Source organism: Thioclava sp. JM3 (assembly GCF_002213185.1).
GTDB classification, from domain to species: domain Bacteria; phylum Pseudomonadota; class Alphaproteobacteria; order Rhodobacterales; family Rhodobacteraceae; genus Thioclava; species Thioclava nitratireducens.
The window spans coordinates 113,231-140,066 of the sequence record NZ_NBOB01000007.1; the positions used below are offsets into that span (position 1 = coordinate 113,231).

A 26,836-nucleotide genomic window follows, 5' to 3' on the forward strand; every position below is an offset into this window, starting at 1 on the left:
CCGCTATTCTTTGTAGCGATGTGTTTTCTAAGGATAGGGGCGGCGCAGAGGCTTAGCCACCCCCGCCATAGGCGACGTAAGATTGCATCATGCTCCCTGCGAGCATGTACCAGCCGTCGATCAGCACGAAGAAGATGACCTTGAAAGGCAACGAGATCATCACCGGCGGCAACATCATCATGCCCGCACTCATCAGCACCGATGCGACGATGAGGTCGATCGCGATGAAAGGCAGATAGATCAGGAAGCCGATCGTGAAGGCGCGCCGCAGCTCGGAGATCATGAAGGCGGGCACGAGGGTGCGCCAGTTCGCTTCCTCCGCCGTGGCAGGCGCGGGCGTCTCGGGCGCGGGTTCGGCGTTTTGCCCCGCTTCGTTGTCGCGGACGAGATCGGCGAAGAGCTTCAGGTCCTTCGGGCGCGTATTGGCGAACATGAAGGCCTTGAACGGCGCGCCGATCCCGACGAGCGCCTGTTCCTCGGTCACCGTGTTGTTCAGAAGCGGCCGCAGCCCCCCGGTCCAGGCATCGTCGAAGACCGGCTGCATCACGAAGAAGGTCATGAACAGCGCCATCGCGCTCAGCACCATGTTCGGCGGCGTCTGGTTCAGCCCCAGCGCTGAGCGCAGCATCGAGAAGACGATCACGAAGCGGGTGAAGCTGGTCATGACGACAAGGACGCCCGGCGCGATGCTGAGCACGGTCATCAGCGCGATCAGCTGAATGATCCGCCCGCTCAGGCTGGCCGATGCATCGCTGCCTGGCGCGGCATTGTTCAGCCCCTGCGCTAGGTCGCTCAGCAACCCGCCCGCCTCCTGCGCCTCTGCGCCGCTGCTGAAAGCGAGCGACGCGACGAGCGTCAGGGCGACAAGTGGCAGGCCGGGTTGCGCCGTCAGAAATCGCTTCGTGAGGTGGATCATCGTTTCGGGACGTAGTCTTTGACGATCTCGGTGAGCGTGACGCCGAGCCGGTTGTCGCCCACTTTCACCAGATCGCCTCGCGCCACCAGCCGGTCGTTGATCACCACGTCGACCGGCTCGCCAATCTTTTTCTCCAGCTCGATGACCGAGCCGCGGCTCAGGTTCAGAAGCTGCGAGATCGGGATACGGCTCTGACCCAGCACGATCTGCACCGAGAGCCCGACATTGAGCATCGCGTTGACGTTCTGCCCGTCGGCATCGCTCTCGGCGTGTTTGCTGGCGAGCGTATGCAGCAGGGTCTCGGCTGCAGCGGCGTGGGCTTCGCCCTTCGTCGGCTGGGTTCCGGTTACCGGAATCTCAGGCGGCTGCGTGGATTCGGGCGTATCGTTGTCGGACATTTACACGGCTTTCCTGATTGGTGTGGCTTGGGGAGAGATCGTCTGCCGCAGGGCGATGAGGATACTGCGGCAGACCGTCTCGAAGCTGTAATCCATCACGCCGTCTTCCCAGTCGGCATGGATGTCGCCATCGGCAAGCGCCGGGTCCGCGACGATGTTCAGGGCGGGGCTGTTCGGCCCGGCGCTGGCCTCGATCACCGGCGTCAGCCCCGTGACATTGGCGGGGGAGAGGCGGATCGTGAGGCTCGGTTTGCGCAGCGCGATTTCCATCGCCCGACGGATCTGGGTCTCGACCCGCGCGGTCGAGCAGCTCTCGATGAATTCGGGGAAAACCTTCTCGCAAACGCGCAGCGCGAAGCCGCAAAGGTGTCGCTCCAGTGCCGCTTGATGAGCGAGCTGGTTGCCAAGAAGTGCTGTGATCTCCGGCGAGAGCTTTTCCAGCGCCTCGGTCTGGCGTGCCTCGAGCGAGGTCCTGATCTCGGTGGTAGCCTCGTTGCGGCCTTGCGCACGGCCCGCCTCGAACCCTTGGGCGCGCGCGGCCGCCGCCGCGGCATCGAGATCGGCCTGGGTGAAGACCCTCAGGCGTTCGGCGGCGCGGCGGGCGTCTTCCGCCTGCATCTCTTCATCGAAGTCTCGCTGGAAAACCGTCATGTCATGCCTCGTTGAGCAGCCAGCCGCGCAGGACCTTGAGGGCCTCTTGCGGTTCTTCTTCGGCGATCTTCTGGATTGCCGAGACCTTGCGCTTCAGGATCGCGCCGCTGATCGCGAAGTTGGTGACGAGCTCCTCGTCCCTGGCGGGATCGTAGCGCTCCGCACGTTGGACGGGCGCTGCGGGCTCGGCGGCCTCCTGCGTTCGGGGCGCGACGGCACTGGCGGGCGCTGCGGGCAGGTTGTTGCCCGCGGGTGCCGCTGCTTCCGCCTCGCCCTCGGGGGCTGCGAGTGCCCCGGCGCCGGGCGCCTCGCTTAGCCGCGCGCGTTCGCGGTCGGCCCGGTTCAGCAACGGGCGCAGACCGAAGACAAGCACCGCGACCACGATCAGAAGGGCAAAGACCCAGCGCAGGATCGACACGATATTGTCGGAGAGCCGCTGCATCAGCGTCGGGCCGACCGGGCCGCCGACTTCCATCGAGTAATCGATGAAGCGCAGGCTATCGACTGAGACTGTATCGCCGCGATTCTGGTCGTAGCCGATCGCCGATTTCACCAGTGCGGTGAGACGCGCGATTTCCTCGGGCGAGCGTTGTTCGTATTTCAGCGAGCCGTCGTCCTGCACGTTGTATATGCCGTTGACCAGCACGGCGACCGACACGCGCTTGACTGCACCCGCTTCGGTCGTGGTCTCGCGCCGGGTGTTGCCGATTTCGTATTGCACGGACTCGCCGTTCTTGCTGCGGCTGTCGGTCGTGCTGCTCGCGCCGGGGCCGCCAAGCGCGCCAGGGATGTTGTTCCCGGTGTTCACACCCGTATCGCCATTCTGCACACCCTTTTGCTGCTCGGCGTTGTTCTGGGTGGAGCGCACGACTTGCTGATCGGGGTTGAAGCTTTGCTGCACCACGACTTCACGCTGGTTGGACAGGTCGACATTGACCTGCACGCGGGCATTCCCCGCACCGACACGCGCCGTCAGGATCTGCTCGATCGAGCGCGCCATCCGGTCTTCGGTCGCGGCCTTGTTCGACTGGAGTGTCGCTTGCCCGGCCGCATCCGAATTCTCCGCGAGGATCGTCTCGCCGCTGGCCGAGAGCACCGTCACTCGGTTGCCGTCGAGATTGGGTACTGCCGCCGCGATCAGGTTGCGAATGGCCAGCGCCTCCTTGCGGCTGATGCCGCGGGTGGAGGCGGCGCGCACGATGACGCTCGCGCTCGGGTCGGGGCTGGTGCGCGAGAAGGCTTCGCGCTCGGGCAGAACCAGATGGACGCGGGCGCTGCGCACCCCGTCGATGGTCTGGATCGAGCGCGCCAACTCGCCCTCCATCGCGCGCAGACGGTTCACATGCTGCATGAAGGTGTTCATTCCGAAGCCGCTTGCGTTGTCGAACAGCTCCCAACCGGGTTCGCCATCCACTGGCAGGTTCTTTTCGGCCAGCGCCATGCGGGCGCGGGCCATGTCTCCCTCCGGCACCGACACCGCGCTGCCATCTGCAGACAGTTGCGTCTTGAACCCTGCCTGTTCGAGCGCGTCGACGATTCCGGCTGCGCTGGAGGGCGAAAGCTGGCTGTAGAGCAGCTTGTAGTTCGGGGCGGTCACGACGGATAGGCCGAAGACCAGCGCGAACACGCTGACGACGCCGACGGCCCCAAGCATCAGCAGCTTGCGCCGTCCCAAGGATTGAAGATTCCGCAAGAATTGCTGCACGGCGAACACCAGTTATTCTTCATCTACGCAATAGAGGCTATTCTATCTTTGTATTGCAAGTAAAGTCTGGATGTATATACTTTACGACATCCAATGAAGATCGGGTTTTATCTTTAGGTTCGACGAAGAGAGGCGCGGTAGCCGATGACAGATGCGGCGGTTGATGGAGAAGAGCTTGCCGAAGCGCCTGCCGGGCGCTGGCGTGTCTTGCGTGACCACAAGCGTCTCGTGATGGCGGCGGGCGCCCTCGCGGTCGTGGCCATGTTCTGCGGTGGATTCGTCGCTTTCGGTGGCGTCTCTGCCCTCACCGGGGGCAAACCCGCAGGGTCGGCAGGCCATGGCGGTACGGGCGCGGGCGCCGCGGCGGGCGGGGACGCGCTACTGGATTTCGACGACATCGTGGTGAACATCACCGGGACGACTGCGGACGGCGCCTCCGCCGCGCGCTACCTCAAGATTCACCTCGCGCTGGTCTATCCCGAATCGCCGGATGCCGAAGCCGCGATGGCCGAGAAGAAACCCTTCATCCGCGATACCTTCACCGGATTCCTCCGGCAGATGACGGTCGAGGATCTGCGCGGCAGCATCGGTCTCATCAAGCTCAAGGCGGAACTGCTCAAGCGCGCCCGCGCGGTCGTCGGGGACAATACGCCGAGCGAGGTTCTCATCAGCGATCTGGTGGTGCAGTGACGATGGCGGAGCAGGCGGACATGGCGATGGCGGCGACGACGACGGCGGAGGTCGAGGACGAGATCATCCGCATGTCGATGCTCAATTACGAGCGTCTGCCGATGCTGGACGTGATCTTCGAGCGCTTCGTTCTGTCCTTCTCCAGCTCGCTCAAGTCGCTGACGGGTTCGGTGCTGGACGTGACGCTGGGCGACGTCGAATACCTGCCCTTCGCCGACGCGATGAAAAGCCTGCCCAAGCATGGTTTGATCGCGGTCGCGCAGGCCGATCCTTGGGATGACCAGTTTATCCTTTCGCAGGATCCGGTCTTCCTGTTCTCCGCGCTCGAACTGATGCTGGGCGGGCAGCCGACGGGGCGGGCGAAGGATGCCAAAAACGGCTTCACGACGATCGAGCGCAGGATGGGAGAGCAGGTCGCCGAACGCATCCTCGCCGACATGGCGGTGGGCTTCCGTCAGATTTGCGAAGTCTCATTCCAGGTCGACCGGATGGAGAGCAATCCGCAATTCGCGAACATCGCTCAGCCCAACAGTCCCACGGTCCGCGTACCGCTCAAGGTCAGCCTCGAAGGCTACCACGGCGAGGTTCATCTGATCCTGCCTTACTCGACGCTGGAGCCGGTGCGCCCGCTGCTCACCAAGATATTCTTCGGGGATCGGCTGGGCGCGGACAGCTCGTGGCGTACGCAGCTGAAACAGAAGATCGAAGGGTCGTCGGTGGCGCTGACCGCGCAGCTGCACGAGCTTGTGGTACCGATGCGCGAGATTCTGGACTGGAAAGTGGGCGACACGCTCGACCTCGGGATCGACGACACCCAGCCGGTCCTTCTGCTCTGTGCCGGGAGTCCGGTTCTCGAAGGCGAAATGGGCAAGAAGCAGAACGGGTCGATGGCGCTGAAGGTGACCGCGAACCTCATGGGAAAGGACGAGTGGAGCAATGATGTCGATGCTGATTAACGCGATTATTCTCGTGTCTCTTGTGGGGCTGATGGCCTATGGCGTGGTGATCACGCGACGGGTCAAGAAGCTGATGCTCGTGCTCGAGGAAATGGAGCCGCTCGTCGCCGCTTTCTCCGCGGCCGTGGACAAATCGCAGCTCTCCGTCGAGGAGATGAAGGACGCGGTCGCTGAGGCGCAGAAAGCGCCCGCGCCCGAACCGGCGCCCGCGCAAGAGGCTGCGCCCGCCCTGACCTTCAACTCGCGCCGCGCCGCGCCGAAAGCGCCGATGGGGCTGACCCGTGTGACCGGCAAGGCCGAGCTGGTGAAAAGCTTCTTCGAGCAGACCCGCGTGCGCCGGGAGGCGCAGGGGCAATGGTGAAGAGCCGCCCCCTGCAGGTTCTCGTCGGTGTGCTGCTGCTTTCGGGCGGCGCGAAGCTCGCGACCAGCCTTCCCTCGGACATGATCCCGTTCCCGGACTCGCTTTTGCAGGCGGCTCTCGCAAGCGGAGCGGAAAAGCCGCCCGCGGTAAAGGCTTCGTCGGCGGACGCTCCCGGCGATGCCAAGAGCAGCTGCCCCCCGACGCCGGAGGAGCTTTTGATGTCCGTGCGGCAGGAGCGCGACCTTCTTGCGGAACAGAAGAAGAAGCTCGACGCCCGCAGCGCCGAGATCGAGCTTGCCAAGCAGGGGCTCGACACCCAGTCGCAGCATCTCACCGAGTTGAAGGACAAGGTGACCAAGCTGCTCGACCAGGTCGACAAATCGCATACCGCCGACGTCGATCGCCTCGTGTCGATCTACAAGAACATGAAGCCGGCGGCGGCGGCTTCGATCATGAACGACCTCGATATAGAGGTGACGGTCATGGTGCTGGCCACGATGAATGAGCGCGACGTCGCCCCGATTATGGCCGCGATGACCCCGGTGCGCGCGCGGGCCGTCTCCAAGATCATTCTCGAACGTTCGAAGCTGCCGGGCGACCAGAAGCTGGTCAACGTCAAGCTCAACTGAAACGCGCGGGCGTTCCGGCCCGCGCAGCTACCCGAATTTGCATCCGTTTTGGGGAAAAGGGGCGTTCAGCCCCTATTCTCATTCCTCGTCGTCCCGCAGGACCGAGCCTTTCGGCGGCGCGCGCCGGATGTTGCGACGCAGATCCATGACATAGCCAATGATCTCCGCAACCGCCTGCCAATGCTCGACCGGCACGGTGTCATCCACTTCGATCGTCGCGTGCAGCGTACGCGCGAGGGGCTTATTCTCGACGATCGGCACCTCGTTCTCGCGCGCGATCTGCCGGATGCGGGCGGCCACGGCATCGGCCCCCTTGGCGACGCAGACCGGTGCGGCGTCGCTGCCCTGTTCGTATTTCAGCGCCACGGCATAATGCGTCGGGTTCGTCACGATCACGCTGGCGGTCGGCACGGCCTGCGCCATGCGCTGGCGGGCGCGCCTGCGTGCGATCTCCGCACGGCGGCCCTTGATCTGCGGATCGCCCTCGGAGTCCTTCATCTCGTCGCGGATTTCCTTGAGAGACATGCGCAGTTTGCGCCGCCACTCGAACCGTTTCCAGATGATGTCGCCGATGGTGATCGGCACGAGGAACACCATCGCTGCGCTCAGCAGCCATCCGGCCCAATGGGCGGCGTAGCTCGGAATGTTCTCGGGCAGGAAATTCTCGCCCTGCCAGATCCCGGTGACCGCGCGTTTCGCCACCCACAGCGCGAGCACGCCGATGACGAGAACCTTGGTGATGCTCTTGGCGAACTCGACCAGTGCGCCGGGCGAGAACATCTTCTTCAGCCCCCCAAGCGGCGAGAGCTTCGACAATTTCGGCTTCATCCGGTCCGACGAGACCACGGTTTCTCCCTGGATCAACACGCCGAACAGCGCGGCCAGAAGCATCACGCCGAAGATCGGGGCGGCCCATCCCGCGATCTCGCCGAAGAGCATGCTGAGGATGTCGCCAATATCGCGCGCGCCTGCCGACCCTTGGCCAATCTTAACCTGGCCCGCCCCGGCGAAGACCTGACCAAGCGAGGTCATCGCCCGGCCCGCCACGAGTGGCAGGATGAACATCACGATCATCAGCAGCGAGAAGACCGACATCATGTTGCCGGTCTCGCGCGAGGAGGGCACGTCGCCTTTTTCGCGCGCCGATTTCAGCCGCTTGTCTGTCGGCTCTTCGGTCTTGGAGGATTTATCCTGTTCGTCGCCCTCGGCCACGGCGCGCTCCTTAGGGTATGACGAAAGTGCCGAGCCAGTCGGTGAACCGGCCGAGGAAGACATGCAGCATGCTGGGCGACGCCGCCGCAAGGATCAGCAGGCCCGACGCGATCAGCGCGGGTGCTGCGACGAAGAAGACAGGCAGCGCGGGCATCATCCGGTTTGCAAGCCCCATCCCGAGATTGAAGATCAGCCCCATGACGAAGAACGGCGCCGCGATAGCCGCCCCGATATAGAGGCTGGCCGACGCGGCCTTCACGATCTGCTTCGCCATGTCGCCCAGCAGCAGGGTGCCCGGCGGAAAGACGTCGTAGGAATAGAGCAACGCGCGGATGATGACGTGATGCGTGTTCGTGACGAAAATCAGCGCGACGCCCGAGATCAGCAGGAAGCTCGCGATCATCGTGGAGCCCTCGAACGACCCGAGGCTCGGCGCGAAAGCATTGGCGAGACCCGAGACCTGCCCGGCCTGATGCCCCGCAAATTGCAGCGCGCTGAACAGCACCCGTGCAGTCAGCCCGATCCAGATACCCGTCGTCACCTCAAACCCGAGATAGATCGCGAAAGTAACGAGATTGTCGGGCTGCATCGGCAATACTGGCGTCGCGGGATAAAGCGCGAGGCTGAACACCACTGCCATCGCCAGACGGCTTCGGGTCGGCACCTGCATCTCGCCGAAGCCCGGCATGAACATCATAGCGCTGCCCAGCCGGGCGAAGACTATGAGATAGCCGAATAGCTGCGCGTCGAGAAATGTGCTCAGCCCGCTCACCCCTCAGGCCCCGATCGTCCCGACCGTCTTCATCGCGGCCTTTCGGTGCACCTCGTTATGCGAGATCACCTGAGTCATCGGGCTTACGCGTTCGAGCATCGAGCGGACATAGCCGCGCACTTCCGGCGCGACCATCAGCGCGGGCCATTCGTCGCGTGCGGCGTGGCGCTGGATTTCCTGACGCGCCTCCAGCACGAATTCCTGCACGCGCTGCGGCGACATCAGGAAGGTCCGATCCTTGCCGTTGATCTTCACCGCTTCGCCGAATTCATGCTCCCACGCACCCGACATTGTCAGCACCGGCACGAAGCCCGAAGCATCCGCCAGCGCGCGGCAGATCTGGTTCGCAAGGCGGGCGCGGACCCGCTCGGTGATCACGGCAGGGTTGGTGCTCGACGGCGCGGCCTCGGCCACCGCCTCGATGATGAGCGGCAGGTTGCGGATCGAGATACGCTCGGCCAGCAGCGATTGCAGCACCTGCTGAAGCAGGATTTCCGGGGCGGGGTTGGAGATGTCGCTCGCGAGTTTCTGGTAGTCCCGGTCCAGCTCGGCCAGAAGCTTCTTCACCGCGCCATAGGTGAGCAGTTCGGACATATGCTCCTTGATGATCTCGGTGAGATGGGTGGTAATCACGCTCTCGGGGTCCACGACCGTATGGCCCTGCTGTTCGGCCTCGGACGCGCGCGCCGGGTCGATCCAGACCGCGCTCAGCCCGAAGGTGGGCTCCTTGATCCGCTCGCCGGGCAACTTCACTTGATCGCCGGACGGGTCGATCACCATCACGAGGTTGGGGCGCAGCTCGCCTTTCGCCGCCTCGACGCCCTGCACGAGGATCGAATAGCTGTTCGTCGGCAGCATCGGGTCGTCCTTGATGCGGACCGAGGGCAGGACGAAGCCGTAATCCTTCATGAAAAGATTGCGCAGGCTTTTGACCTTGCCGGGCAGGGCGGCGTCCATGCTCGAGATCAGCGGCACCAGTCCCGCGCCGAGGCTGAGGCGCAGCTCGTCGAGCTTGAGTTGCTGCTGCGTCGTCTCGGCCGAGGTTTCTTCCATCTGGGCCGCGCGGGCTTCTGCTGCCGCCTCGTCGCTGGCGCGCAGCGCGGCCTGCTCCTGCATCACATAGCCCAGCCCCGCGAGCAGCCCGGCCAGCGCGAAAAACACCACGATCGGGAAGCCGGGCAGCAGGCCGATCCCGCCAAGAAGCACCGCCGCCATGTAGAGCGCTTTCGGGAAGTTCGACAGCTGCCCGAGAACCGCCTCGTTCGCCGCGCCCTCGGTGCCGCCTTTCGTGACGATCAGGCCCGCTGCCAGCGACACTACCAGCGCCGGAATCTGCGTCACCAACCCGTCGCCGATCGTCAGCACGGTGTAGTTACCCGCCGCCTGAGAGACGCTCAGCCCGTGCTGGACGACGCCGATCAGGATGCCGCCGACGACATTGATCAGCGTGATGATGATCCCGGCCACCGCGTCGCCGCGTACGAATTTCGACGCACCGTCCATCGCGCCGAAGAAGCCGCTCTCGTCCTCGAGCTCCTTGCGGCGGCGCTTGGCCTCCACCTCGTCGATCAGTCCTGCGCCCAGATCGGCGTCGATCGCCATCTGCTTGCCCGGCATCGCATCGAGCGAGAAGCGCGCGGAAACCTCGGCGATCCGGGTCGAGCCCTTGGTGATGACCACGAAGTTGATAACCACGAGAATCGCGAAGATCACGATCCCGATCACGAAATCGCCGCCCACGATGAAGCGCGAGAACCCCTCGATGACGCCGCCCGCCGCGCCGGGGCCGGTATGGCCCTGGCTGAGAATGAGCCGCGTCGAGGAGATGTTGAGCGACAGCCGCAGCATCGTCACCACGAGCAGCAGCGTCGGGAAGGAGTTGAACTCCAGCGGCTTCGGGATCCACAGCGCCACCATCAGGATCAGAACCGAGACCGACAGCGAGATCGCGAGACCGAAATCCAGAATGATCGGCGGAAGCGGAACGAACAGCATCCCGAGGATCAGCGTCACGCCGATCGCGAAGCCGATATCGCGGTTCTTGATGCCGAGCCCCACGAGGTTCTGGCCGAGACTGGTTTGTTTTTGGCTCATTGCGCGCTCAATTCGTTCGCATGAAATTGGGAAGCACGGGTTGCAGGTCGTTCGTCGAATAGATCGAAAGCCGCATGTCCTGATCCGCCGTCAGATCGGCCGACCAGAAGACGGGCAGTTTGCGGCGCGTGGGGCGTGGCGAGGCGGTCATGGTGGGCGCGTCCACGGAGGCGGCGCCTGCGAGCCGTACGAAATAGTCGCCCCGTTTCTGCGCCACCGCGAGATTGCGCCTGAGCGCGGTCAGATAGGTCTGGCGCGCCTCCGGGGTGAAGGAGTGATACGAGCCTGCGGCGAGCCACCAATCCCCCGTCCGCCGATACAGATCGACCAGAAACCGCGCCGCGTAATCCACATTCGCCGCCGGATCGAAGGACTGAGCCAGCGAGTCAAACGCGTCCGGATGCCATTTGCGGTTCACCTGCATGCAGCCCGTATCGATCGAGGTGACGCCCGCTGCTTGCTTCTGGTGGACCCAAGCCATCGCCGCTTCGCGGCTGTCGAACACGCGCCCTTCGCCCGCGGCATTCACGCTCCACGGCCAGACGGTCAAGCGACCTTCATTGCGAAACCCCGCCTCCTGCAGCCCGATCGCGAGCAGCAGGTTGTCGGGGATGCCGTAGCGGTCCTGCGCCGCGAAAATCTGGCGCAGGCATTGCTGGTCATTGCCGAACTTGGAGGGGACGACTGTGGCTGCCTCGGGCACGGAGCGGCTGGAGGTGTAGAACCCCGCCCAGCCCTCGGCCCGCGCGGGGCCTGTCGCGGCGAAGCTCGCGATTGCAAGCGCCGCCAAGGCGCGAAACCACCCCGCCCGCGCCATCAGGTGGGCCCGTTCATGATGAGATCGAAGACGGTATCCGACAGGTGCGAGAGCGTCGCGTAGATGAAGGGCAGGGCGAGCACGAGGCCCACGAAGATCGCGACGATCTTCGGCACGAAGGTCAGCGTCATCTCCTGCACCTGCGTCAGTGCCTGGAAGATCGCGATGCCGAGGCCGACAAGCAGCGCGAGCGCGAGGATCGGGCCGGCCCCGAGCAGGATCGTCCAGATCGTGTCCGACATGATCGCATAGACATCGGCTTCTTCCATGACGCCCCCGCCTGCCTCAGATCGGCATCCGCATGATTTCCTGGTAGGCCTCGACCAGCTTGTCGCGCATCGCCACGGTGACCTTCACGGTGGATTCCAGCGCCATCGTCGCTTCGACGACCTGCTGCGTGCTGGCCTGTCCCGTCAGACCCGCCTGCGCGGTGGTATCGGCCGCACGCATGGTCTGGACCGCGTCTTCGGCGGCGCTCTTGAGCATGTCGCCGAAGCTTTGTCCCGCGGATTTGGCCTCCTGCGCGGAGGCAGGACCGCCGCTCAGGTTGCGCGAGGCGCCATAGGCGCCCCGGATCGCTGCGTTGGAGAGGACTGGATCGCTCATGCGTCACCTATTTCAGAAGGTCGATCATCTCGCGGCGCATCTGGCGACCGGTCTCGAGCATGTTCAGGTTGGCCTCGTAGCTGCGCGCCGCTTCGCGCATGTTGCTCATCTCGATGATCGGGTTGACGTTCGGCAGTTTCACGAAACCCTCGGCATTCGCCGCCGGATGAGCCGGGTCGTATTTCAACACGAAATCAGAGGTGTCGCGACCGACTTCGGTGACATCGACCATCGAGGCGCCTGTCGAGTCATCGACCATTTCGCCGAAGGAGATGGTCTTGCGGCGGTAGGGATCCGCGCCCGGCGTCGAGCCGGTCGAATCCGCGTTGGCCACGTTTTCCGAGACGACCTTCAGTCGCTCGCCCTGCGCGCGCAGCCCGCTTGCCGCGATCGCACCGATTGATTTCAGAGGGTCCATGCTCATAGTCTGCTCCGCACGTTACTCTTTGCCGCTGGCGGCGTTGATAAGCTGGTAGGCCTTTCGATAGAGGTTCGCCGCCAACCGATATTGGTCCGCATTCTCGCTCGCGATCACGGATTGCTGCTCCAGCGCCACGTCGTTGCCGTCGAGACTGCTGTCCCATGCGCCGCTGGCATTCACCGTCTCGACGGTGGTTTCGTGCGACGGGCCGCCGGTTGCGCGCGCCGCGTCGCTCTTCTCGAGGAAGCTCTGGAAGTCGGTGACGTCCCGCGCGCGGTAATTCGGCGTGTCGGCATTGGCGATGTTCTCGGCCAGCACCTTCTGGCGGGCCGCAAGCCACTGCATCCGATCCGAGGCGAGGTTAAAAAAGGATATCGTATCAAGTTTCACGTTGGATCGCTCCGTTTTCATGGATAGTATACTGGTGTGAGAATGGATTGGTAGGGTTTATCCTTGTGAATACGATTTTTTCTTCCTTGAATTATGCGGTTGACGAGGCCGATGAGGCAAGAATTGTCGGTCATGTCCATTCGGTCACGGGCCTGTCGCTGACTGTCGTCGGGCTCGAACGCGCGATGGGAATCGGCCAGCGCTGCATCGTGCACGGGCGGCGCGGTCCGGTTCTCGCCGAGGCGGTCGGTTTGAACGAGGCTGGAACCCGCGTTCTGCCGTTCGGCAGCTGGGATGGCGTCTCGGTGGGGGATCGGGTCGAACTCGACCAGCACGGCGATCTGATCCACCCCGATGAAAGCTGGATCGGTCAGGTCGTGGATGCGCTGGGCCGGCCCGTGCGCAGCGGCACTGGCTGGACCCCGGGGGAGATGGCGCGCGATCTCAAGGCCGCCCCGCCGCGCGCCTTCGACCGAAAGCGGGTCGGCGCGAAGCTCGAGACGCAAATCAAAGTCTTCGACATCTTTACCCCGATCTGTCGTGGCCAGCGCATGGGTGTCTTCGCGGGCTCCGGCGTCGGGAAATCGACATTGATGGCGATGCTCGCGCGCAATACCGATACGGATGTGATCGTGATCGGGCTGGTGGGCGAGCGTGGCCGGGAGGTGCAGGACTTCATCCAGAACGACCTCGGCCCAGAGGGGATGGCGCGCGCGGTGGTCGTGGTGGCGACGGGTGATGAGCCACCTCTGCTGCGTCGTCAGGCGGCCTGGACCGCGACCGCCGTGGCCGAGCATTTCCGCGATCAGGGCAAGCAGGTGCTGCTGCTGATCGATTCCGTCACCCGCTTCGCGATGGCGCAGCGGGAGATCGGCCTCTCCGGGGGCGAGCCGCCGACGACCCGGGGCTACCCGCCCACCGTATTCGCGGAACTGCCGCATCTGCTGGAACGGGCGGGACCCGGCGTCGAAGGGACGGGCGATATCACCGGGCTCTACACGGTGCTGGTGGACGGCGACGACATGAACGAGCCCATTGCCGATACCGTGCGCGGGATCGTGGACGGGCATATCGTGCTCGACCGCCACATCGCCGAACAGGACCGCTATCCGGCGGTGAATGTGCAGAAAAGCATCTCGCGGATGCTGCCCGACTGCCACACCGACGCCGAGTATCGGATCATGCAGGCTGCCCGGCGCGCGCTGGGAAAATATGCGGATATGGAGGATCTGATCCGGGTGGGCGCTTACCGTCCCGGCGCCGATCCCGACACAGATGCGGCGATCCGCTTCCACCAAAGCGCGACGGTTTTCCTGTCGCAGCGGAAATCGGAGCAGCTTGGATCGATGCGGGCCTTCGCGGAAACCTACAGGCTGCTACTGGAAGCGGGTTTCGACGTGCCGCTTCCCGAAGAGGTAGATGGCGAGGGCGCGTAAGCCCGCGGTCCCGAGCGACCCTTAAAGCGCGGCGATTTCCGAAAGCGGGCCGCTCCAGTCGCCGAGCTGCGCCTGGCGATGAAGTTGCAGGTTTCCATACCAACGATCCGGGCTTCCTTGACGGCCCCAATACCACATGCACGCCGCCCCTTTCGGGATCAGCACATGGGTGTCGGGATGCCCCAGCGCACCGCAGAGATGGGCGGTGGTGTTGTCGATGCTCACCACCCGATCGAGCGCCATGATCTGTGCGGCGAACCCGTCGAGATCGGCGAACTGGTCGATTGCGGCATCGTGGAAAAGCGTCAGGTCAGGACGGCTGCGGGCGGCTTGCGCCAGCTCCGCCTCGCGGTCGCCATATTGCAGGTTCACCACCAAGGCACCTTCGGGCAGGGCCCTCAGCATCGTTTCGAGCGCGAGCGAGCGATGCGCTCCGGTGATCGCGTCGCTGCTGTGCCATGCGACGCCGACGATCGGTCGCCCCTGCGCCATCTCGCGATAGCGGGCCCGGGTCATCTCGACCTGCACCGGATCGGCGTTCAGATACCCGCCAAGCGGTCGCGCCGCGAGCGCCTCGACGGTGAGATAGCGCACGAGGTCACCGACGAAGATCATTTCCTCCGGAGCGACGCCCATCTTGTCGACCTTGGTGGTCTCCGCGAAGGCGATCCCAAGGCCGGAACGCTCGATCAAGGGCTTCATCCGGGCCTCGCCGACGAAGGTCACCTTTGCGCCGGCGGGCAGGGGAGCGCGCCCGATGATGGGCAGCAGCGCAAGCTGGTCGCCGATCCCCTGCTCGTCGACGAGAAAGAGGCGATCGCGGGTGGCGAGCCGCTCGGGCTCGGAATTTTCATAGGGAATGCGGCGGCGGTTCGCGTCGGGCTGGCGGCCTGCGTAATAGGGGGCTCCCGCCGCGAAATCGCCTTCGCCCATCAGGAAGGTGCCGTAGGCGCGCCGCACCCAGAGCCCGCCCCCGTCAACGAGGTGAAGGGCTTCGCGAAACGCGATCCGCGCCGCGCGAAAGTCTTCCCGGTCGAGGTGGCAATTGCCGGAAAATCCCAAAACCCGCTGGAACTGCGCGGGATCTTCGAAGCGATGCGAGAGGGTTTCGAGGGCGCGCTCGGTCTCGCCGCACGCACGTAGAGCCGCCATCCGAAGGGTGACGATTTCGTCGCGATGCGCGGGGGGCAGATCGGCCTCGGCCAGCAAGGCATCGGCGCCGACGATGAGGCCCCTGTAGTTCTGGCGGAAGAGTTTCGCCTTGAGCAAGCCGATGCGGTGCGCGATCGGCGCCGGCGAAAGTCTCGCGGCTTCCTCGTAGGCGGGCGCGGCTTCGGCATTGCTTTCGCCTGTGGCGAAGGCGTCGGCCGTGATGAACCAGATCTCGGCCGTCTTCATGCGCTCAGCCATCTTGCGCAGATTTCGTCCGGCCGTGGTCGACCGGTCGAGCCGCCCCATCAGATCGGCATAGAGGCGGGCCATCGGAACGTCTTCGCTGCCACGCTCGATTGCCTGCGCAAACAGATCGATGGCCGCGAAGATGTCGGCCTTGAGAACCCGCGCCTTACCCAGCCCTGCAAGCCCCATCGGATCGGTGGGCGCGATCAGCAGGGCGCGTTCGAAGAACTTCGTCGCGGCTTCGGCCTCGCGGCGGTCGAGCGCCACGGTGCCCAGCACGAGCCACGGGTGACGGTTCGCCGGATGCGCCTGGCTGACCTCATGCGCCAGCCGCGCCGCGTGCGGGCCGGCAGCCGCAGCGAGCGCCTCATAGGCTTCGTGCATCGTCAGCGCCGCTGCGCTGTCCGCGATACCGTAATACTTCGCGGCTTTCGCGGCCCGGGCGCGCCGGTCCTTGCGTGAGAGGGTGGTCTGGGTCATGCGCGTTCCCTCGGAATGGCGAAGTAGTCGATCGAGTGGATGTAGAACACGCTGTCGACCAGCACGTAGTCATGCGCGCGGCACCATTCCTGCGCGAAGGCGAGGAGGTTGTCGCGGCGGGTCTCGACCCAGATCAGCGGGCGGTCGCGCGCGATCAGCCCCTCGGCCCCGGCGAGCACGTCCAGCTCCATCCCTTCAGCGTCGATCTTGAGAAAGTCGGCGCGGGCGTCGGCCATCAGCGCATCCAGCGTCACGACCTTCAACTCGCCCGCTTCGTCAGCGATCAGTGTCGTGGCCCCGAGGTTGTTCTCCTGCGTGGATTCGGCGCGGAAGCTGCCCTCCGCGCGGCCAACGCCGAAGCCCATGCCGCGCCGGTCGATCAGGCCGTCGATCCCGTTCGCGGCGATATTGCCATCGAGAAGCGTCAGTGCGGCGGGGTTCGGCTCCACCGGATAGATCCGCGCCGGGTTCAGATGCTGTGCGTACCAGACAACGTGATTGCCGATATTCGCGCCGACCTCGACGATATGCGGGTGCTTCACGCCGATCAGATCGCGCAGCTTCTCGAGCGAGCTATCCTCGAAGAACCTCCCCTGAAGGTGGGTGTTCTGGATGATGTCGAGCGGATTGGTGATCTGCATCTTCGCCGCCACCCCCCGATGTTCGAGCGGCGCCCAGAGCGGATCGCGCTCGACCGCGTCGGCCCACATCCGCTCGACCTGTCGGGCCCAATCGGCTCCGGTCGCAGAGCGCGGCCCGGTGGAGTGCTGATCGCGGCGGTTGATGAAGAAGATCTCCGGGCGTTTCGCGCAGTGCCCGTTCTGCCAGAGTTGCAGGTAAAGCTTGTAATCCTCGCCCGTATCCATCGCCTCATCGAAGCCGAAGCGCGCCGCGAGTTCGGTGCGGATGAAAGCGCCGATCTGAACCGCGAAGAAGGGTGGCGTGGCGAGAAACTCTGCATAGCTGGAAAGCTCTGCCGGCTGACCGTCACGCAGTTGCGGCTCGCCCGCCGCGTCGAATTCGCAGATCAGCCCCCAAAGCGCATCGAGCGTGGGCTCATCGGCAAGTCGCGCGCCGAAAGCCTCGAACGCGTTAGGGGTCAGCACGTCATCCGCATCGAGGAAGAAAATCCATTCGATGCCCGCCTCCTGCGCTTGCCGGATCGCGGTATTGCGACGTGCAGACCGGCCGTGCAGCCCTTGCATGTCATCCATCGCGTAGTGATGGACATGGTCGAACGGCCCCTTGGAAAAGCCGATCGCGGTCTCGACGGAGGGCGCGCAGCTTTCTTCGAACAACTGGCGATGGCCGGGGCCGATCGGGGTGATGATTGCGCAATCCATGGCTCAGCGCTCCTTGCCGCTTTGTTCATCCGCAAGCGACTGGAAGACGGATTCCCGGATCGTATCGAGCGAGACCTTCCGCGCCTCGCCATGGCTGAGCGCAGGCGTCAGGCCAAGTTGCAGCGCCAGCGCCGAGAAGAAGGTCAAAGCGGCGCCGCCCAACATCGTGCGCATCTGCGGCTTCGCGCCCTCGCGCTTTGCTGGAAACTTGCCTGGCTCCGCGCGCGCCGGGGCAGACAGGGCAGCGGCGCGCGGTTTTGCGGCTTCGGGGGCGATGAAGATGTAGTGGTCGAGCGCGGTCAGTCGCGCCGGCAGCGGCGCCTGCCGCAAGGTCGCGAGAAGCGGGGCCGGGAAGTGATCCGCCGCGGCGTGGATCTGGCCGGGCAGGGCGGTTGCTCCCTGACGCGCGAGTTCCGCCACCTGGATGGCGAAGCTGCGAAGATCGTCGCGGAAATAGACGTCTCGCACCCCGAAGCTCTGCGCATCGGCACCGGCCTCGTCGATGGTAATCCGGATGGTGTCGGCATCGAGGCTCAATTCGCAAGTCGCCATCAGCGCCTCGGCCCGGTGCGTATCGCTCAGCCGCCGGAAGCCGGGCGGGCCGCCATCCGCGCTCACCGGGGCCGTTGTTTCCGCTCGATCGGTAGGCACAGAGGCCGCATTCCTGCTCGTCGGCGGAGCGCTCGATTTCGCGGAGTGTGTCGGGTTCAACTCCGACAGGAGCCGCTCGACCTCGCGCAACGCGGGCGACACCGAGGCGGATTTCGCATCGGTCATCGCTTCCGGGTCGAGCCCCTCGTCGGCGGCATAGGCGAAATTGATCGCGTAATCGCGGGCGATCTCCGGAAGGTTGTCGGTGTCCTGCACGAGCGACAGAATCTTCTGCTCGTCGGAGAACAGCATCCGCCGTGTCTGGTAGCCGTCGATCTTTGGAATGACGCTGAACTCATCCGTGCGCCAGTTCATCGACCGCGCGAGCCTGGGCAGTACGCGCTCGGCCTCGCTCGCGTGGAAGACCAGCATCGCGCAGCCGCCTTCCGGGTCGAGGCCGACGGCCAGACACATGTGCTGCGGCCATTGCTGGAACAGATGGCGCAGATCCTGCTCTTCGAGCAGAAAGGCAATGGCTTCCGCACTGGCGCTCATTCGATGCCCTGAATCCAAGATCAGTGTTGGAATTATCCTATCTATTCATGAATAATCGGTCAAGTTTCCTTGTCTATAGATGACATGGCGTGTTCTGTGCTTATTCTTGTTAATGATTTTGGCATTTATACTTGACTTAACGAGAGCGTCACCGGAGATTTGCTCGAGATTTTGGGGAAACTGCGCCTGCCGGTGAAAGACTGGGGGCGCGAAGCATACGGACAAAGTATAATGACGATCATCCTTGGCCTGTTGGCCGTCGTGGGCCTCGTGTTCGGCGGCTTCCTCCTGTCCGGCGGCAGCATGGACGTTCTGATTCATGCCTTGCCGTTCGAAGGGATGATGATCGGTGGCGCCGCGCTCGGGTCGTTCCTGATCGCCAACTCGTTCGGGATGATCAAGCAATCGGGCCGGGGGCTCGTAAAGGTGCTCAAGGGCAGCAAGTGGAAGACGGCGGATTACACCGACCTCTTGAACCTGCTCTACGAGCTGTCGCGGCTCTATCGCAACAAGGGTATCATCGCGCTCGATCCTCATGTCGAAGCCCCGGAAGAGAGCGAGATCTTCAGCCGCTATCCGCGTATCCTGAAGGATCATTTCGCGATCCAGCTGATTACCGACAGCTTCCGGATGCTGGCGATGAATTTCGACGACAAGTACCAGACCGAGGACGTCATCAACCGCAAACTGAAGAAGCATCACCGCGAGGTTCTGGCCCCTGCCTCAGCGCTCCAGACCGTGTCCGACGCCTTGCCTGCCATCGGCATCATCGCCGCCGTTCTGGGCGTGATCAAAACCATGGGTGCGATCGACCAACCGCCGGAGATCCTGGGTGGTATGATCGGCGGCGCGCTTGTCGGGACCTTCCTCGGCGTGTTCCTTGCTTATTGCTTCGTGCAGCCGATGTCTGGCCGTCTGCGCCAGATCGAGGAAGAGGATTCCGCGTTCTATGCGGTGATCCGCGACATCTTCGTTGCGCTTGTGAGCGACCACCCGCCGAATATCTGCGTCGAGATCGGGCGCGGTAGCATCCCAACCGCGCATCAGCCGGATTTCTACGCCGTCGAGCAGGCGCAGAAAGACCTGCCGCAGGCGGCGTAACCGCGCCATGACCCGCAACCGGATCGCGGCCCTGGAGGTGATCGGGCGGCTGCGGCGGCGTGAGCTCGAAGAGCAGGCCGGCGAGCTATCGAAGCTGAATGCGCAGGTCGCGCGGCTGGAAAGCGAGCGCGATACGCTGACAGCGCGCGCCCGCGCCGAGCTTCACGTCACCTCGCCTGAGACCGCGCCTTACGCCGCCGGATTCCGCGAGGCGGTGCGCGAGACGGTCTCGTGGCTCGATCAGGAGATCGGCACGCTGAACGAACGCCGCGTGCCGCTCGAAGACCGGATGCGAGAGCTGTTCCGAGAGGCGAAGACCTATGACACGCTTCTCGACCGGGCCCGCGCTGAACGCGCGGCGGAGCTGGCAAAGCGCGAGCAGGCGCAGGTCGAGGAGCGCACGCTGCAGCGCTGGCTGCGCGACAGGGATGCGGTCAGAAGCTGAAAATCTCGCCGAGATTGGCGATGATCGTGACGAGCAGGACAACGCCCGCAACGAGCAGCGCGATCCACCAGACATATTGGAAGACGATCGCCGCGATTCCGAGGCTCACCGCATAGCTCGGCAGTCGCCAGTTTTCGCGGAGTGCCGCTGCGATCCCCGCGAGCACGATCGCTAGGATCCCGAGGACCGGCGCCGCGAGGCCGAGGTAGCTGGAAGCCGGGAGTGGTTGCGGCTCCACCGGCTTCGGCGCAAGGCCGAAGAAGGACCGCCAAGCCGAGCGTTTGATCTCGCCAGCGATCTCGCCAATCTGACTTCCGGCAGAGGGCTGAGGCCCGTTCGCAATACCCGAGATCTGCACGAAAACCAGAACCAACGCGGCCGCGCCCGCCAGCAACGCCCAGAAGCCCCAACTGCGAAACAGGGGGCGAAGCGGGGCGGACGGATGGCTTTCACTTTGGGTCATTCCGTGAGGTTAGCCGCGAATCTTGACGCAAATAAGAAGAATGCACGTCGCGCGTTGACGCATCACGCGCCCACCGCACCTGCCCCGCCGGATTCACGCTGGCGTGACGCGTCGTCCTGAGGCTAAGCTTCCTCGACAGCTCATCCACGAAGGGAGACGCCCGATGGAGTTCAGCGAAGCGATCCGCAAATGTTTCTCGAACTACGTGACTTTCACCGGCCGCGCGGCCCGGCCCGAATTCTGGTGGTTCGTGCTCTTCGTCTTTCTCGGGAACATCGTCTTCGGCTTGCTGGATCGCATCCTCTTCGGTCCGATGATGATGCGGGGCGGCGAAGCGTCGCTGCTGGGGGCGATCTTCTCGCTCGTCGTGTTCCTGCCGTCGCTCGCGGTGCTGGTGCGGCGGCTGCACGACCTCGACCGAACCGGCTGGTGGGCCTTGATCATGCTGATCCCGCTGATCGGGACGCTGGTCCTGCTCTTCTTCACCGTTCAGCGCGGCTCGCCGCGCGGTAACCGTTTCGGGCCGCCGCCGCTGCCGCCGCACCAGATGCCGTCCTGACCTGACATGAAAAAGGGCACCCAAGCGGGTGCCCTTCATTCCGTCACCGGATACGCGCCGCTCAGTCGAGCGCCGCATCGCACCGTTTGCAGGTGCCGGGATGCTCATGCGTGCCGACATCGGGCAGAATCTTCCAGCAGCGCTCGCATTTCTGACCGTCGGCCTTCTCGAAGACCACCGAGATGCCCGAAACTTCGGGCAGGCGGTACGCTTCCTGCGGAGCCGGGTCGGCGGTCAGCGCGATGTCCGAGGTGATGCAGAGATCCTCGAAGGGCACCGATTTCAGCGCCGCCAGAACGTCCGCATCCTCGACATGTACGACTGGTGCGGCCTCTAGCGAGGCTCCGATCACCTTGGCCGAACGCTGCACCTCCAGCGCTGCCGTCACCACGCGACGGGCGCGGCGGATGCCATCCCATTTCGCCGCAAGGCTCGCGTCGGCCCAGGCTTCGGGCGTCTCGGGGATGTCCTGCAGGTGAACCGAGGCATCGTCGCCCGGGAAGCGCGACAGCCACACGTCTTCCATGGTGAAGACGAGGATCGGCGCGAGCCAGGTCGTCAGGCGATGGAACAGCAGATCCAGCACCGTGCGCGCCGAACGGCGGCGCAGGCTGTCCTCGGGGTCGCAATAGAGCGCATCCTTGCGGACGTCGAAATAGAAGGCCGACAGGTCCACCGTGCAGAAGTTGAACAGCTGCTGGAAAACGCCCTGGAAATCGAAGGCGTCATAGCCCTTGCGCACCTCGGTATCGAGCTGTGCCAGACGATGCAGTACCCAGCGCTCCAGCTCGGGCATCTCGGTCGGATCGACGCGCTCGGCGTCGGAGAACCCATCGAGATTGCCCAGCATGAAACGCAGCGTGTTGCGCAGACGACGATAGCTGTCGGCGGTGCCTTTCAGGATCTCCTTGCCGATGCGCAGATCGGCCGTGAAGTCCGACTGCGCAACCCAGAGCCGCAGGATATCGGCGCCGTATTGCTCGATCACCTCCTGCGGCGCGACGGTGTTGCCGAGCGATTTGGACATCTTCATGCCCTTCTCGTCGAGCGTGAAGCCATGCGTCACCACGTTGCGGTAGGGCGCGCGGCCCTTCGTGGCGCAGGCCTGCAGCAACGAGGAGTGGAACCAGCCGCGGTGCTGGTCGGTCCCCTCGAGGTAGACATCGGCGATGCCGTCCTCTGTCCCGTCGGCGCGGTCGCGCAGCACGAAGGCGTGGGTGGAGCCGGAATCGAACCAGACGTCGAGCACGTCGAAGATCTGCTCGTACTCGTCGGGATTCACGACGCCTTCCAGAACCTTCGCCTTGAAGCCGTCCTCGTACCACGCGTCCGCACCCTCGGTCTCGAATGCGGCGGTGATGCGCGCATTGACCTCGGCGTTGCGCAGCAGGAAGTCTTCGTCGGTGGGCTTGGCGCCTTTCTTGACGAAACAGGTGAGCGGCACGCCCCAGGCGCGCTGACGGCTCAGCACCCAGTCGGGACGGTTCTCGATCATCGAATGCAGGCGGTTCTTGCCCTTCTCGGGCGTGAAGGTCACCAGCTCCTCGATCGAGGTCAGCGCGCGGGCGCGGATCGTGTCGCCATACTCGCCCATGCCGTCATCCAGCGTGTGGTCGATCGCGGCGAACCATTGCGGCGTGTTGCGATAGATCAGCGGGGCCTTGGAGCGCCAGCTATGCGGATAGGAGTGCTTGATCTTGCCTTTGGCGAGAAGCGCCCCGGCCCAGGCCAGTTGCTTGATGTTCGACACATTTGCCGGCCCGTCCTTGCCATCAGCCGCGACGATCGCCTCGCCGCCGAACAGCGGCAGGTCCTTGCGGTAGCTGCCGTCGGGCTCGACGTTATAGGTCATCTGCAGCCCGTATTTCAGGCCCATCTGATAGTCGTCGTCGCCGTGGCTCGGTGCGGTGTGAACGAAGCCCGTCCCGGCCTCGTCGGTGACGTGGTCGCCGGGCAGGACCGGGACGTCGTAATCCCACTCGCCATTCGCGCCCTCGACGCCGGCATAGGGATGCGAGAGCGTCAGCCCCTCAAGCTCTGCCGCGCTGACATTGCGCACGCGGGTGAAGCTCTCGACTTTCGCCTGATCCATCACCGATTGCGCCAGCGCATCGGCCATCAGCAGCAGTTCGCCTTCCTCGGCGGTCGATTTCTCGCCCAGCGTGTCGACGCGGTAGAGCCCGTAGGCGATGCCCGGATTGAAGGACACGGCGCGGTTTTGCGGGATCGTCCACGGGGTCGTGGTCCAGATCACGACGCTCGCCGCGTGCAGCTGATCGGCCAGCAGCGCCTGATCCGCGGCGTCATATTCGACCGCATCCTCGGTCGGCATGTCGGCATTGCCGCCCCGGCGGACCTTGAAGCGCACCCAGATCGTGTGGCTGGTGTGGTCGTGATACTCGACCTCTGCCTCGGCCAGCGCGGTCTTCTCAACCGGCGACCACATCACGGGCTTGGAGCCTTGGTAGAGCGTGCCGTTCATCAGGAACTTCATGAACTCCTCGGCGATCACCGCCTCGGCATGGTAGTTCATCGTCAGATAGGGATCGGCCCAGTTGCCATAGACACCCAGACGCTTGAATTCCTCGCGCTGGATGTCGACCCAGTTCTCGGCAAAGGCGCGGCATTCGCGGCGGAACGCCACCACGTCGACAGCGTCCTTGTCGAGCCCCTTGGCGCGGTACTGCTCTTCGATCTTCCACTCGATCGGAAGGCCGTGGCAGTCCCAGCCAGGCACGTAGCGCGCATCGCGGCCCATCATCTGCTGAGAGCGAGTGATGAAATCCTTCAGGATCTTGTTGAGCGCGTGACCGATATGGAGATGGCCGTTCGCGTAGGGAGGGCCGTCATGGAGCACGAAGCCGGGGCGCGTCTCCTTCGCGGCCTTCTCGCGCAGGCGATCGTAGACGCCGATCTTCTCCCAGCGCGCCAGCCAGTCGGGCTCACGCGCAGGCAGGCCCGCGCGCATCGGGAAATCGGTTTTCGGCAGGAAGACGGTGCCGCGATAGTCGGGGGCGGTCGTCTCGGTGGTCTGGTCGGAACTCATGGATAGGTCGTCCTTGGGAAAGGGAAGGGCGTGCGCGCGCACGCCGCGAGGCTTGGCGCAATATCCCGGCTACCCTGACGCGTCAGAGCGCCGGGCAAATAATTCGCGGATATGCAGCCAGCAAGAACATGCCGCCCTTATAGGCGTGAGGTGCAAGCGCGGCAAGCGCAGATCAGGGAGGGCTGCCGCCCGTCACCGTGGGTTCGCAATCGCCGAAGAAGAGGGGGCGCTGCCCCCACGCCCGGTCGGGCGCTCCCCCGGGATATTTGTGCCAAGCCGAAACGTCGTTGCAGGCAAAAGCCGGGGATGCGCGGCCGATCGGGCTGGCCCCCTTCCCCCCCCGGTCGCGATCTCTTAGGGTCGGGGCGAAGCGAGGGAGGCAGCATGGCGGAACAGGCAGAAATCACGGGCGAAATGGTGGAGCAGCTCTTCCGGCGCTCTTCCGACGAATATCTATTCGCGCGCTGGGGGCGCCCCGTCGTTCCCGTCGTGTTCGGGGTCGAGGCGGCGACGCTTGCGACGGTGAAGGGCGCGGTCGAGGCGGTGGTGGCGCTTGCAGGGCACAAGATGGCCGAGACCGATCCCGAGCTGGGCGCGAACCTGATGATCTTCTTCTTCCGCGACTGGCAGGAATTGCTCGAGGTGCCCAATCTCGATCACCTGATCGACGGGTTGCAGGATCTGGTGATCCGGCTCGACGATCAGGGGGCGAACCAGTATCGCGTCTTCCGCTTCGACAAGGAGGGCGCGATCCGCGCCTGTTTCGCCTTCGTGCGGATGGATGCGGGGCTCGATGAGGTGCCCGCCGAGGTAATCGCGCTCAGCCAGGCGGTGCAGATGATCCTGCTTTGGTCCGACAAGGCCTTCGTGAAACGCTCGCCGCTTGCGGTGGCGCGCGGGGTGACCGTGCTGCGTCCCGAGATCGCTGCGGTGATTGCAGCTGCCTACGACCCGACGATGCCGGCTGTGGCGAAAGATCCGAGCCACGCGCTGCGTCTCGCGGCCCGCGCCGGCCTGCGTCAGGGCGAGGCCGCAGAGGCGGTACGGGAATTGTCGCGCGAAGTGGGCGAGGCGGAGCCGGACGATCGGGAGAACGAGCATGGCGCATGAGTTTCCGATCCGGGTCTATTACGAGGATACCGACCTCGCGGGGATCGTCTATTACGCCAATTACCTGAAGTTCATCGAGCGCGGGCGGTCTGAATTCGTCCGCGCGCTGGGCGTAGATCAGGTCGCCATGAAGGCCGATTACGGGGTGGTCTTCGCGGTGCGCCGCGTCGAGGCCGATTACCTGCGTCCCGCGAAATTCGACGACGAACTGGTGGTGACGACCGACCTCGTCACCGAAACGGGCGCGCGCTTGGTGATGGAGCAGACCGTGCAGCGCGACGGCGAGGTGCTGTTCACCGCGCAGGTCACCATCGTCTGTCTCAACGAGGCGGGCGCGGCTCAGCGGCTTCCCGCCGATATTCGCCGGAAACTGGCCCCGAAACTGCATTGAAAAGCGGCGGGGTTTCGCCGGTTACATTGTTGTTATGGCGTTCCCCTTACTGCTGATATAGAATCGCTGGTAATCAGAGGCCCGATAACGTGGCCCCAACCGGCGAGCAGTACCTATGGACCATTCTTCGCTTGCGATGGCGCAGGAGATCGATTTCTCCCTGCTGGCGCTCTTTCTGCGCGCATCGCTGACCGTCAAACTCGTGATGATCATCCTCGTCGTGGCCAGCTTCTGGTCCTGGGCGATCATCATCCGCAAATTCATCGCCTATCGCGCGGCGCGCTCCGAGGCGGAAGCCTTCGACCGGGCCTTCTGGTCCGGCGAGCCGCTCGACGAGCTGTTCGACCAGATCGGCCCCGCGCCCGAAGGCGCGAGCCAGAAGATCTTCGCCGCCGGCATGTTGGAATGGCGCCGGTCGCATCGTCAGGACGGGGCGCTGATCACCGGCGCGCAAGCGCGGATCGAACGCTCGATGGATGTCGCGATCCAGAAGGCGACCGAAAACCTCAATTACGGGCTGACCTTCCTTGCGACCGTGGGCTCGATCTCGCCCTTCGTGGGCCTGTTCGGTACGGTCTGGGGGATCAAGGTCGCCTTCGAGGAGATCGCGATCTCGCAGAACACCTCGCTCGCCGTCGTGGCGCCCGGCATTTCGGAAGCGCTGGTGGCGACCGCGCTGGGTCTTCTCGCGGCAATTCCGGCGGTGATCTTCTACAACAAGCTGTCGTCCGATGCCGATCGCATTGCGGGCAACTATGAGGCCTTCGCGGACGAATTCTCGACCATCCTGTCGCGCCAGTTGGATAGCTGATCATGGGTGCGGGTGTTGCAAAACGCGGATCGGGCGGATCGCGGCGCCGCAGGAGCGGACGCGGGCGTCACGCCGCGATGAGCGAGATCAACGTCACGCCGATGGTCGACGTGATGCTGGTGCTGCTGGTGATCTTCATGGTCGCCGCGCCGATGATGACGGTGGGCGTGCCGCTCGAGTTGCCGAAGACGGCGGCCAAGGCCGTACCGACCGAGCAGGAGGTGCCGCTGACGGTGTCGATCCAGGCGGACGGGAAGGTCTCGCTGATGAACTCGGAAGTGCCGCAGGATCAGCTGATCGACCGTCTCAAGGCGATCGCGGCCGAGCGCAAGAGTGACAAGGTCTTCCTGCGCGCGGATGGCAAGATTTCCTATTCTCAGGTGGTGCAGGTGATGGGCGCGCTCAACGGCGCGGGGTTCTCGAACATCACGCTCGTCACCGATACCGGGGGGCCGCAATTGACGGCGCCTGCGGGGAACTGAGCCCAGG

The 26,836-nt window shown here is 64.4% G+C and carries 29 protein-coding genes; 12 read left to right on the top strand and 17 right to left on the bottom strand.

The features are described 5' to 3' along the window. Positions 1-52 precede the first annotated feature (52 nt). The 4 genes from fliP to fliF are packed head-to-tail and all read right to left on the bottom strand — an operon-like array spanning position 53 to position 3,640. Positions 53-916 (bottom strand): flagellar type III secretion system pore protein FliP, encoded by an 864-nt coding sequence (fliP, locus tag B6V73_RS14485; protein ID WP_088722925.1) that lies wholly within the window; start codon positions 914-916, stop codon positions 53-55. Then, positions 913-1,314 (bottom strand): FliM/FliN family flagellar motor switch protein, encoded by a 402-nt coding sequence (locus B6V73_RS14490; protein ID WP_088725596.1) that lies wholly within the window; start codon positions 1,312-1,314, stop codon positions 913-915. The genes fliP and B6V73_RS14490 overlap by 4 nt, the downstream gene beginning before the upstream one ends. Continuing rightward, positions 1,315-1,965, bottom strand: a complete 651-nt coding sequence (locus B6V73_RS14495; protein WP_088725597.1) for a FliH/SctL family protein — start codon at positions 1,963-1,965, stop codon at positions 1,315-1,317. It abuts the gene before it with no gap. 1 nt (position 1,966) lies between these two features. Continuing rightward, entirely contained in the window at positions 1,967-3,640 is a 1,674-nt protein-coding gene (gene fliF, locus B6V73_RS14500; protein ID WP_346426027.1) for a flagellar basal-body MS-ring/collar protein FliF, read from the bottom strand. A gap of 174 nt (positions 3,641-3,814) precedes the next feature. Here fliF and B6V73_RS14505 point away from each other — a divergent pair, with 174 nt between their 5' ends. Genes B6V73_RS14505 through B6V73_RS14520 form a run of 4 tightly spaced genes read left to right on the top strand, consistent with a single transcriptional unit; the run spans position 3,815 to position 6,306 of the window. After that, on the top strand, positions 3,815-4,360 hold the full coding sequence (locus B6V73_RS14505; protein WP_088725598.1) for a flagellar basal body-associated FliL family protein: 546 nt from the start codon (positions 3,815-3,817) through the stop codon (positions 4,358-4,360). 2 nt (positions 4,361-4,362) lie between these two features. Next, positions 4,363-5,316, top strand: coding sequence for a FliM/FliN family flagellar motor switch protein (locus tag B6V73_RS14510; protein ID WP_075775855.1), 954 nt, complete (start codon positions 4,363-4,365; stop codon positions 5,314-5,316). After that, positions 5,300-5,677, top strand: coding sequence for a hypothetical protein (locus B6V73_RS14515; RefSeq protein WP_077701087.1), 378 nt, complete (start codon positions 5,300-5,302; stop codon positions 5,675-5,677). Before B6V73_RS14510 ends, B6V73_RS14515 begins: the two co-directional genes overlap by 17 nt. Then, positions 5,671-6,306 carry a hypothetical protein gene (locus B6V73_RS14520; RefSeq protein ID WP_088725599.1) on the top strand — a complete coding sequence of 212 codons (636 nt, stop codon included), beginning with the start codon at positions 5,671-5,673 and terminating at the stop codon, positions 6,304-6,306. The genes B6V73_RS14515 and B6V73_RS14520 overlap by 7 nt, the downstream gene beginning before the upstream one ends. 78 nt (positions 6,307-6,384) lie before the next feature. Here B6V73_RS14520 and flhB read toward each other — a convergent pair whose 3' ends face one another. Genes flhB through B6V73_RS14560 form a run of 8 tightly spaced genes read right to left on the bottom strand, consistent with a single transcriptional unit; the run spans position 6,385 to position 12,618 of the window. After that, positions 6,385-7,518 (bottom strand): flagellar biosynthesis protein FlhB, encoded by a 1,134-nt coding sequence (gene flhB, locus B6V73_RS14525; protein WP_240504146.1) that lies wholly within the window; start codon positions 7,516-7,518, stop codon positions 6,385-6,387. A gap of 10 nt (positions 7,519-7,528) precedes the next feature. Then, positions 7,529-8,290 (bottom strand): flagellar biosynthetic protein FliR, encoded by a 762-nt coding sequence (locus B6V73_RS14530; protein WP_233243101.1) that lies wholly within the window; start codon positions 8,288-8,290, stop codon positions 7,529-7,531. Between the two features lie 3 nt (positions 8,291-8,293). Continuing rightward, positions 8,294-10,384 carry a flagellar biosynthesis protein FlhA gene (gene flhA / locus B6V73_RS14535; RefSeq protein WP_088725601.1) on the bottom strand — a complete coding sequence of 697 codons (2,091 nt, stop codon included), beginning with the start codon at positions 10,382-10,384 and terminating at the stop codon, positions 8,294-8,296. 7 nt (positions 10,385-10,391) lie between these two features. Beyond that, positions 10,392-11,174: a lytic transglycosylase domain-containing protein gene (locus B6V73_RS14540; protein ID WP_240504147.1), complete on the bottom strand. Its 783-nt coding sequence runs from the start codon at positions 11,172-11,174 to the stop codon at positions 10,392-10,394. Positions 11,175-11,200: 26 nt separating this feature from the next. Further along, positions 11,201-11,470, bottom strand: coding sequence for a flagellar biosynthesis protein FliQ (gene fliQ / locus B6V73_RS14545; RefSeq protein WP_075775861.1), 270 nt, complete (start codon positions 11,468-11,470; stop codon positions 11,201-11,203). A 16-nt stretch (positions 11,471-11,486) separates the two neighbouring features. Beyond that, on the bottom strand, positions 11,487-11,807 hold the full coding sequence (locus B6V73_RS14550; RefSeq protein ID WP_088720395.1) for a flagellar hook-basal body complex protein FliE: 321 nt from the start codon (positions 11,805-11,807) through the stop codon (positions 11,487-11,489). 7 nt (positions 11,808-11,814) lie between these two features. Beyond that, complete coding sequence (gene flgC, locus B6V73_RS14555; protein WP_088725657.1) at positions 11,815-12,225, bottom strand: flagellar basal body rod protein FlgC; 411 nt, start codon at positions 12,223-12,225, stop codon at positions 11,815-11,817. A gap of 21 nt (positions 12,226-12,246) precedes the next feature. Continuing rightward, positions 12,247-12,618 carry a flagellar basal body protein gene (locus B6V73_RS14560; RefSeq protein ID WP_088720394.1) on the bottom strand — a complete coding sequence of 124 codons (372 nt, stop codon included), beginning with the start codon at positions 12,616-12,618 and terminating at the stop codon, positions 12,247-12,249. An 86-nt stretch (positions 12,619-12,704) separates the two neighbouring features. Here B6V73_RS14560 and B6V73_RS14565 point away from each other — a divergent pair, with 86 nt between their 5' ends. Further along, a complete protein-coding gene (locus B6V73_RS14565) occupies positions 12,705-14,054 on the top strand; it encodes a FliI/YscN family ATPase (protein WP_199224671.1) in 1,350 nt (449 codons plus the stop codon). A 21-nt stretch (positions 14,055-14,075) separates the two neighbouring features. Here the strand turns inward: B6V73_RS14565 and B6V73_RS14570 are convergent, their stop codons facing one another. The 3 genes from B6V73_RS14570 to B6V73_RS14580 are packed head-to-tail and all read right to left on the bottom strand — an operon-like array spanning position 14,076 to position 18,421. Next, the gene (locus B6V73_RS14570) at positions 14,076-15,932 is read right to left on the bottom strand and encodes a hypothetical protein (protein WP_088725603.1); all 1,857 of its coding nucleotides are present in this window, start codon (positions 15,930-15,932) and stop codon (positions 14,076-14,078) included. Next, positions 15,929-17,275, bottom strand: coding sequence for an FkbM family methyltransferase (locus B6V73_RS14575; protein WP_088725604.1), 1,347 nt, complete (start codon positions 17,273-17,275; stop codon positions 15,929-15,931). Before B6V73_RS14575 ends, B6V73_RS14570 begins: the two co-directional genes overlap by 4 nt. A 3-nt stretch (positions 17,276-17,278) precedes the next feature. Beyond that, a complete protein-coding gene (locus B6V73_RS14580) occupies positions 17,279-18,421 on the bottom strand; it encodes a hypothetical protein (protein WP_088725605.1) in 1,143 nt (380 codons plus the stop codon). A gap of 231 nt (positions 18,422-18,652) precedes the next feature. Here B6V73_RS14580 and motA point away from each other — a divergent pair, with 231 nt between their 5' ends. Together motA and B6V73_RS14590 are read left to right on the top strand one after the other, a co-directional pair. Next, complete coding sequence (gene motA, locus B6V73_RS14585; RefSeq protein WP_075775869.1) at positions 18,653-19,522, top strand: flagellar motor stator protein MotA; 870 nt, start codon at positions 18,653-18,655, stop codon at positions 19,520-19,522. 7 nt (positions 19,523-19,529) lie between these two features. After that, positions 19,530-19,967: a flagellar FliJ family protein gene (locus B6V73_RS14590; RefSeq protein WP_088725606.1), complete on the top strand. Its 438-nt coding sequence runs from the start codon at positions 19,530-19,532 to the stop codon at positions 19,965-19,967. Here the strand turns inward: B6V73_RS14590 and B6V73_RS14595 are convergent. Next, positions 19,957-20,430 (bottom strand): hypothetical protein, encoded by a 474-nt coding sequence (locus tag B6V73_RS14595; RefSeq protein WP_088725607.1) that lies wholly within the window; start codon positions 20,428-20,430, stop codon positions 19,957-19,959. The genes B6V73_RS14590 and B6V73_RS14595 overlap by 11 nt on opposite strands. A gap of 163 nt (positions 20,431-20,593) precedes the next feature. On the opposite strand from B6V73_RS14595, the gene B6V73_RS14600 reads away from it, so the two are divergent. Then, entirely contained in the window at positions 20,594-20,989 is a 396-nt protein-coding gene (locus B6V73_RS14600; protein WP_075775872.1) for a DUF805 domain-containing protein, read from the top strand. Between the two features lie 61 nt (positions 20,990-21,050). On the opposite strand, the gene ileS is transcribed toward B6V73_RS14600, so the two are convergent. Further along, a complete protein-coding gene (gene ileS / locus B6V73_RS14605; protein WP_088725608.1) occupies positions 21,051-24,035 on the bottom strand; it encodes an isoleucine--tRNA ligase in 2,985 nt (994 codons plus the stop codon). A gap of 414 nt (positions 24,036-24,449) precedes the next feature. On the opposite strand from ileS, the gene B6V73_RS14610 reads away from it, so the two are divergent. From B6V73_RS14610 to tolR, 4 genes are all read left to right on the top strand, one after another. Beyond that, a complete protein-coding gene (locus B6V73_RS14610) occupies positions 24,450-25,145 on the top strand; it encodes a hypothetical protein (RefSeq protein WP_240504152.1) in 696 nt (231 codons plus the stop codon). Continuing rightward, positions 25,135-25,536, top strand: a complete 402-nt coding sequence (gene ybgC, locus B6V73_RS14615) for a tol-pal system-associated acyl-CoA thioesterase (protein WP_088720385.1) — start codon at positions 25,135-25,137, stop codon at positions 25,534-25,536. The genes B6V73_RS14610 and ybgC overlap by 11 nt, the downstream gene beginning before the upstream one ends. A 115-nt stretch (positions 25,537-25,651) precedes the next feature. Beyond that, positions 25,652-26,347, top strand: coding sequence for a protein TolQ (gene tolQ / locus B6V73_RS14620; RefSeq protein ID WP_088720384.1), 696 nt, complete (start codon positions 25,652-25,654; stop codon positions 26,345-26,347). A 2-nt stretch (positions 26,348-26,349) separates the two neighbouring features. Next, a complete protein-coding gene (gene tolR / locus B6V73_RS14625) occupies positions 26,350-26,829 on the top strand; it encodes a protein TolR (RefSeq protein WP_075775876.1) in 480 nt (159 codons plus the stop codon). Positions 26,830-26,836: the final 7 nt, after the last annotated feature.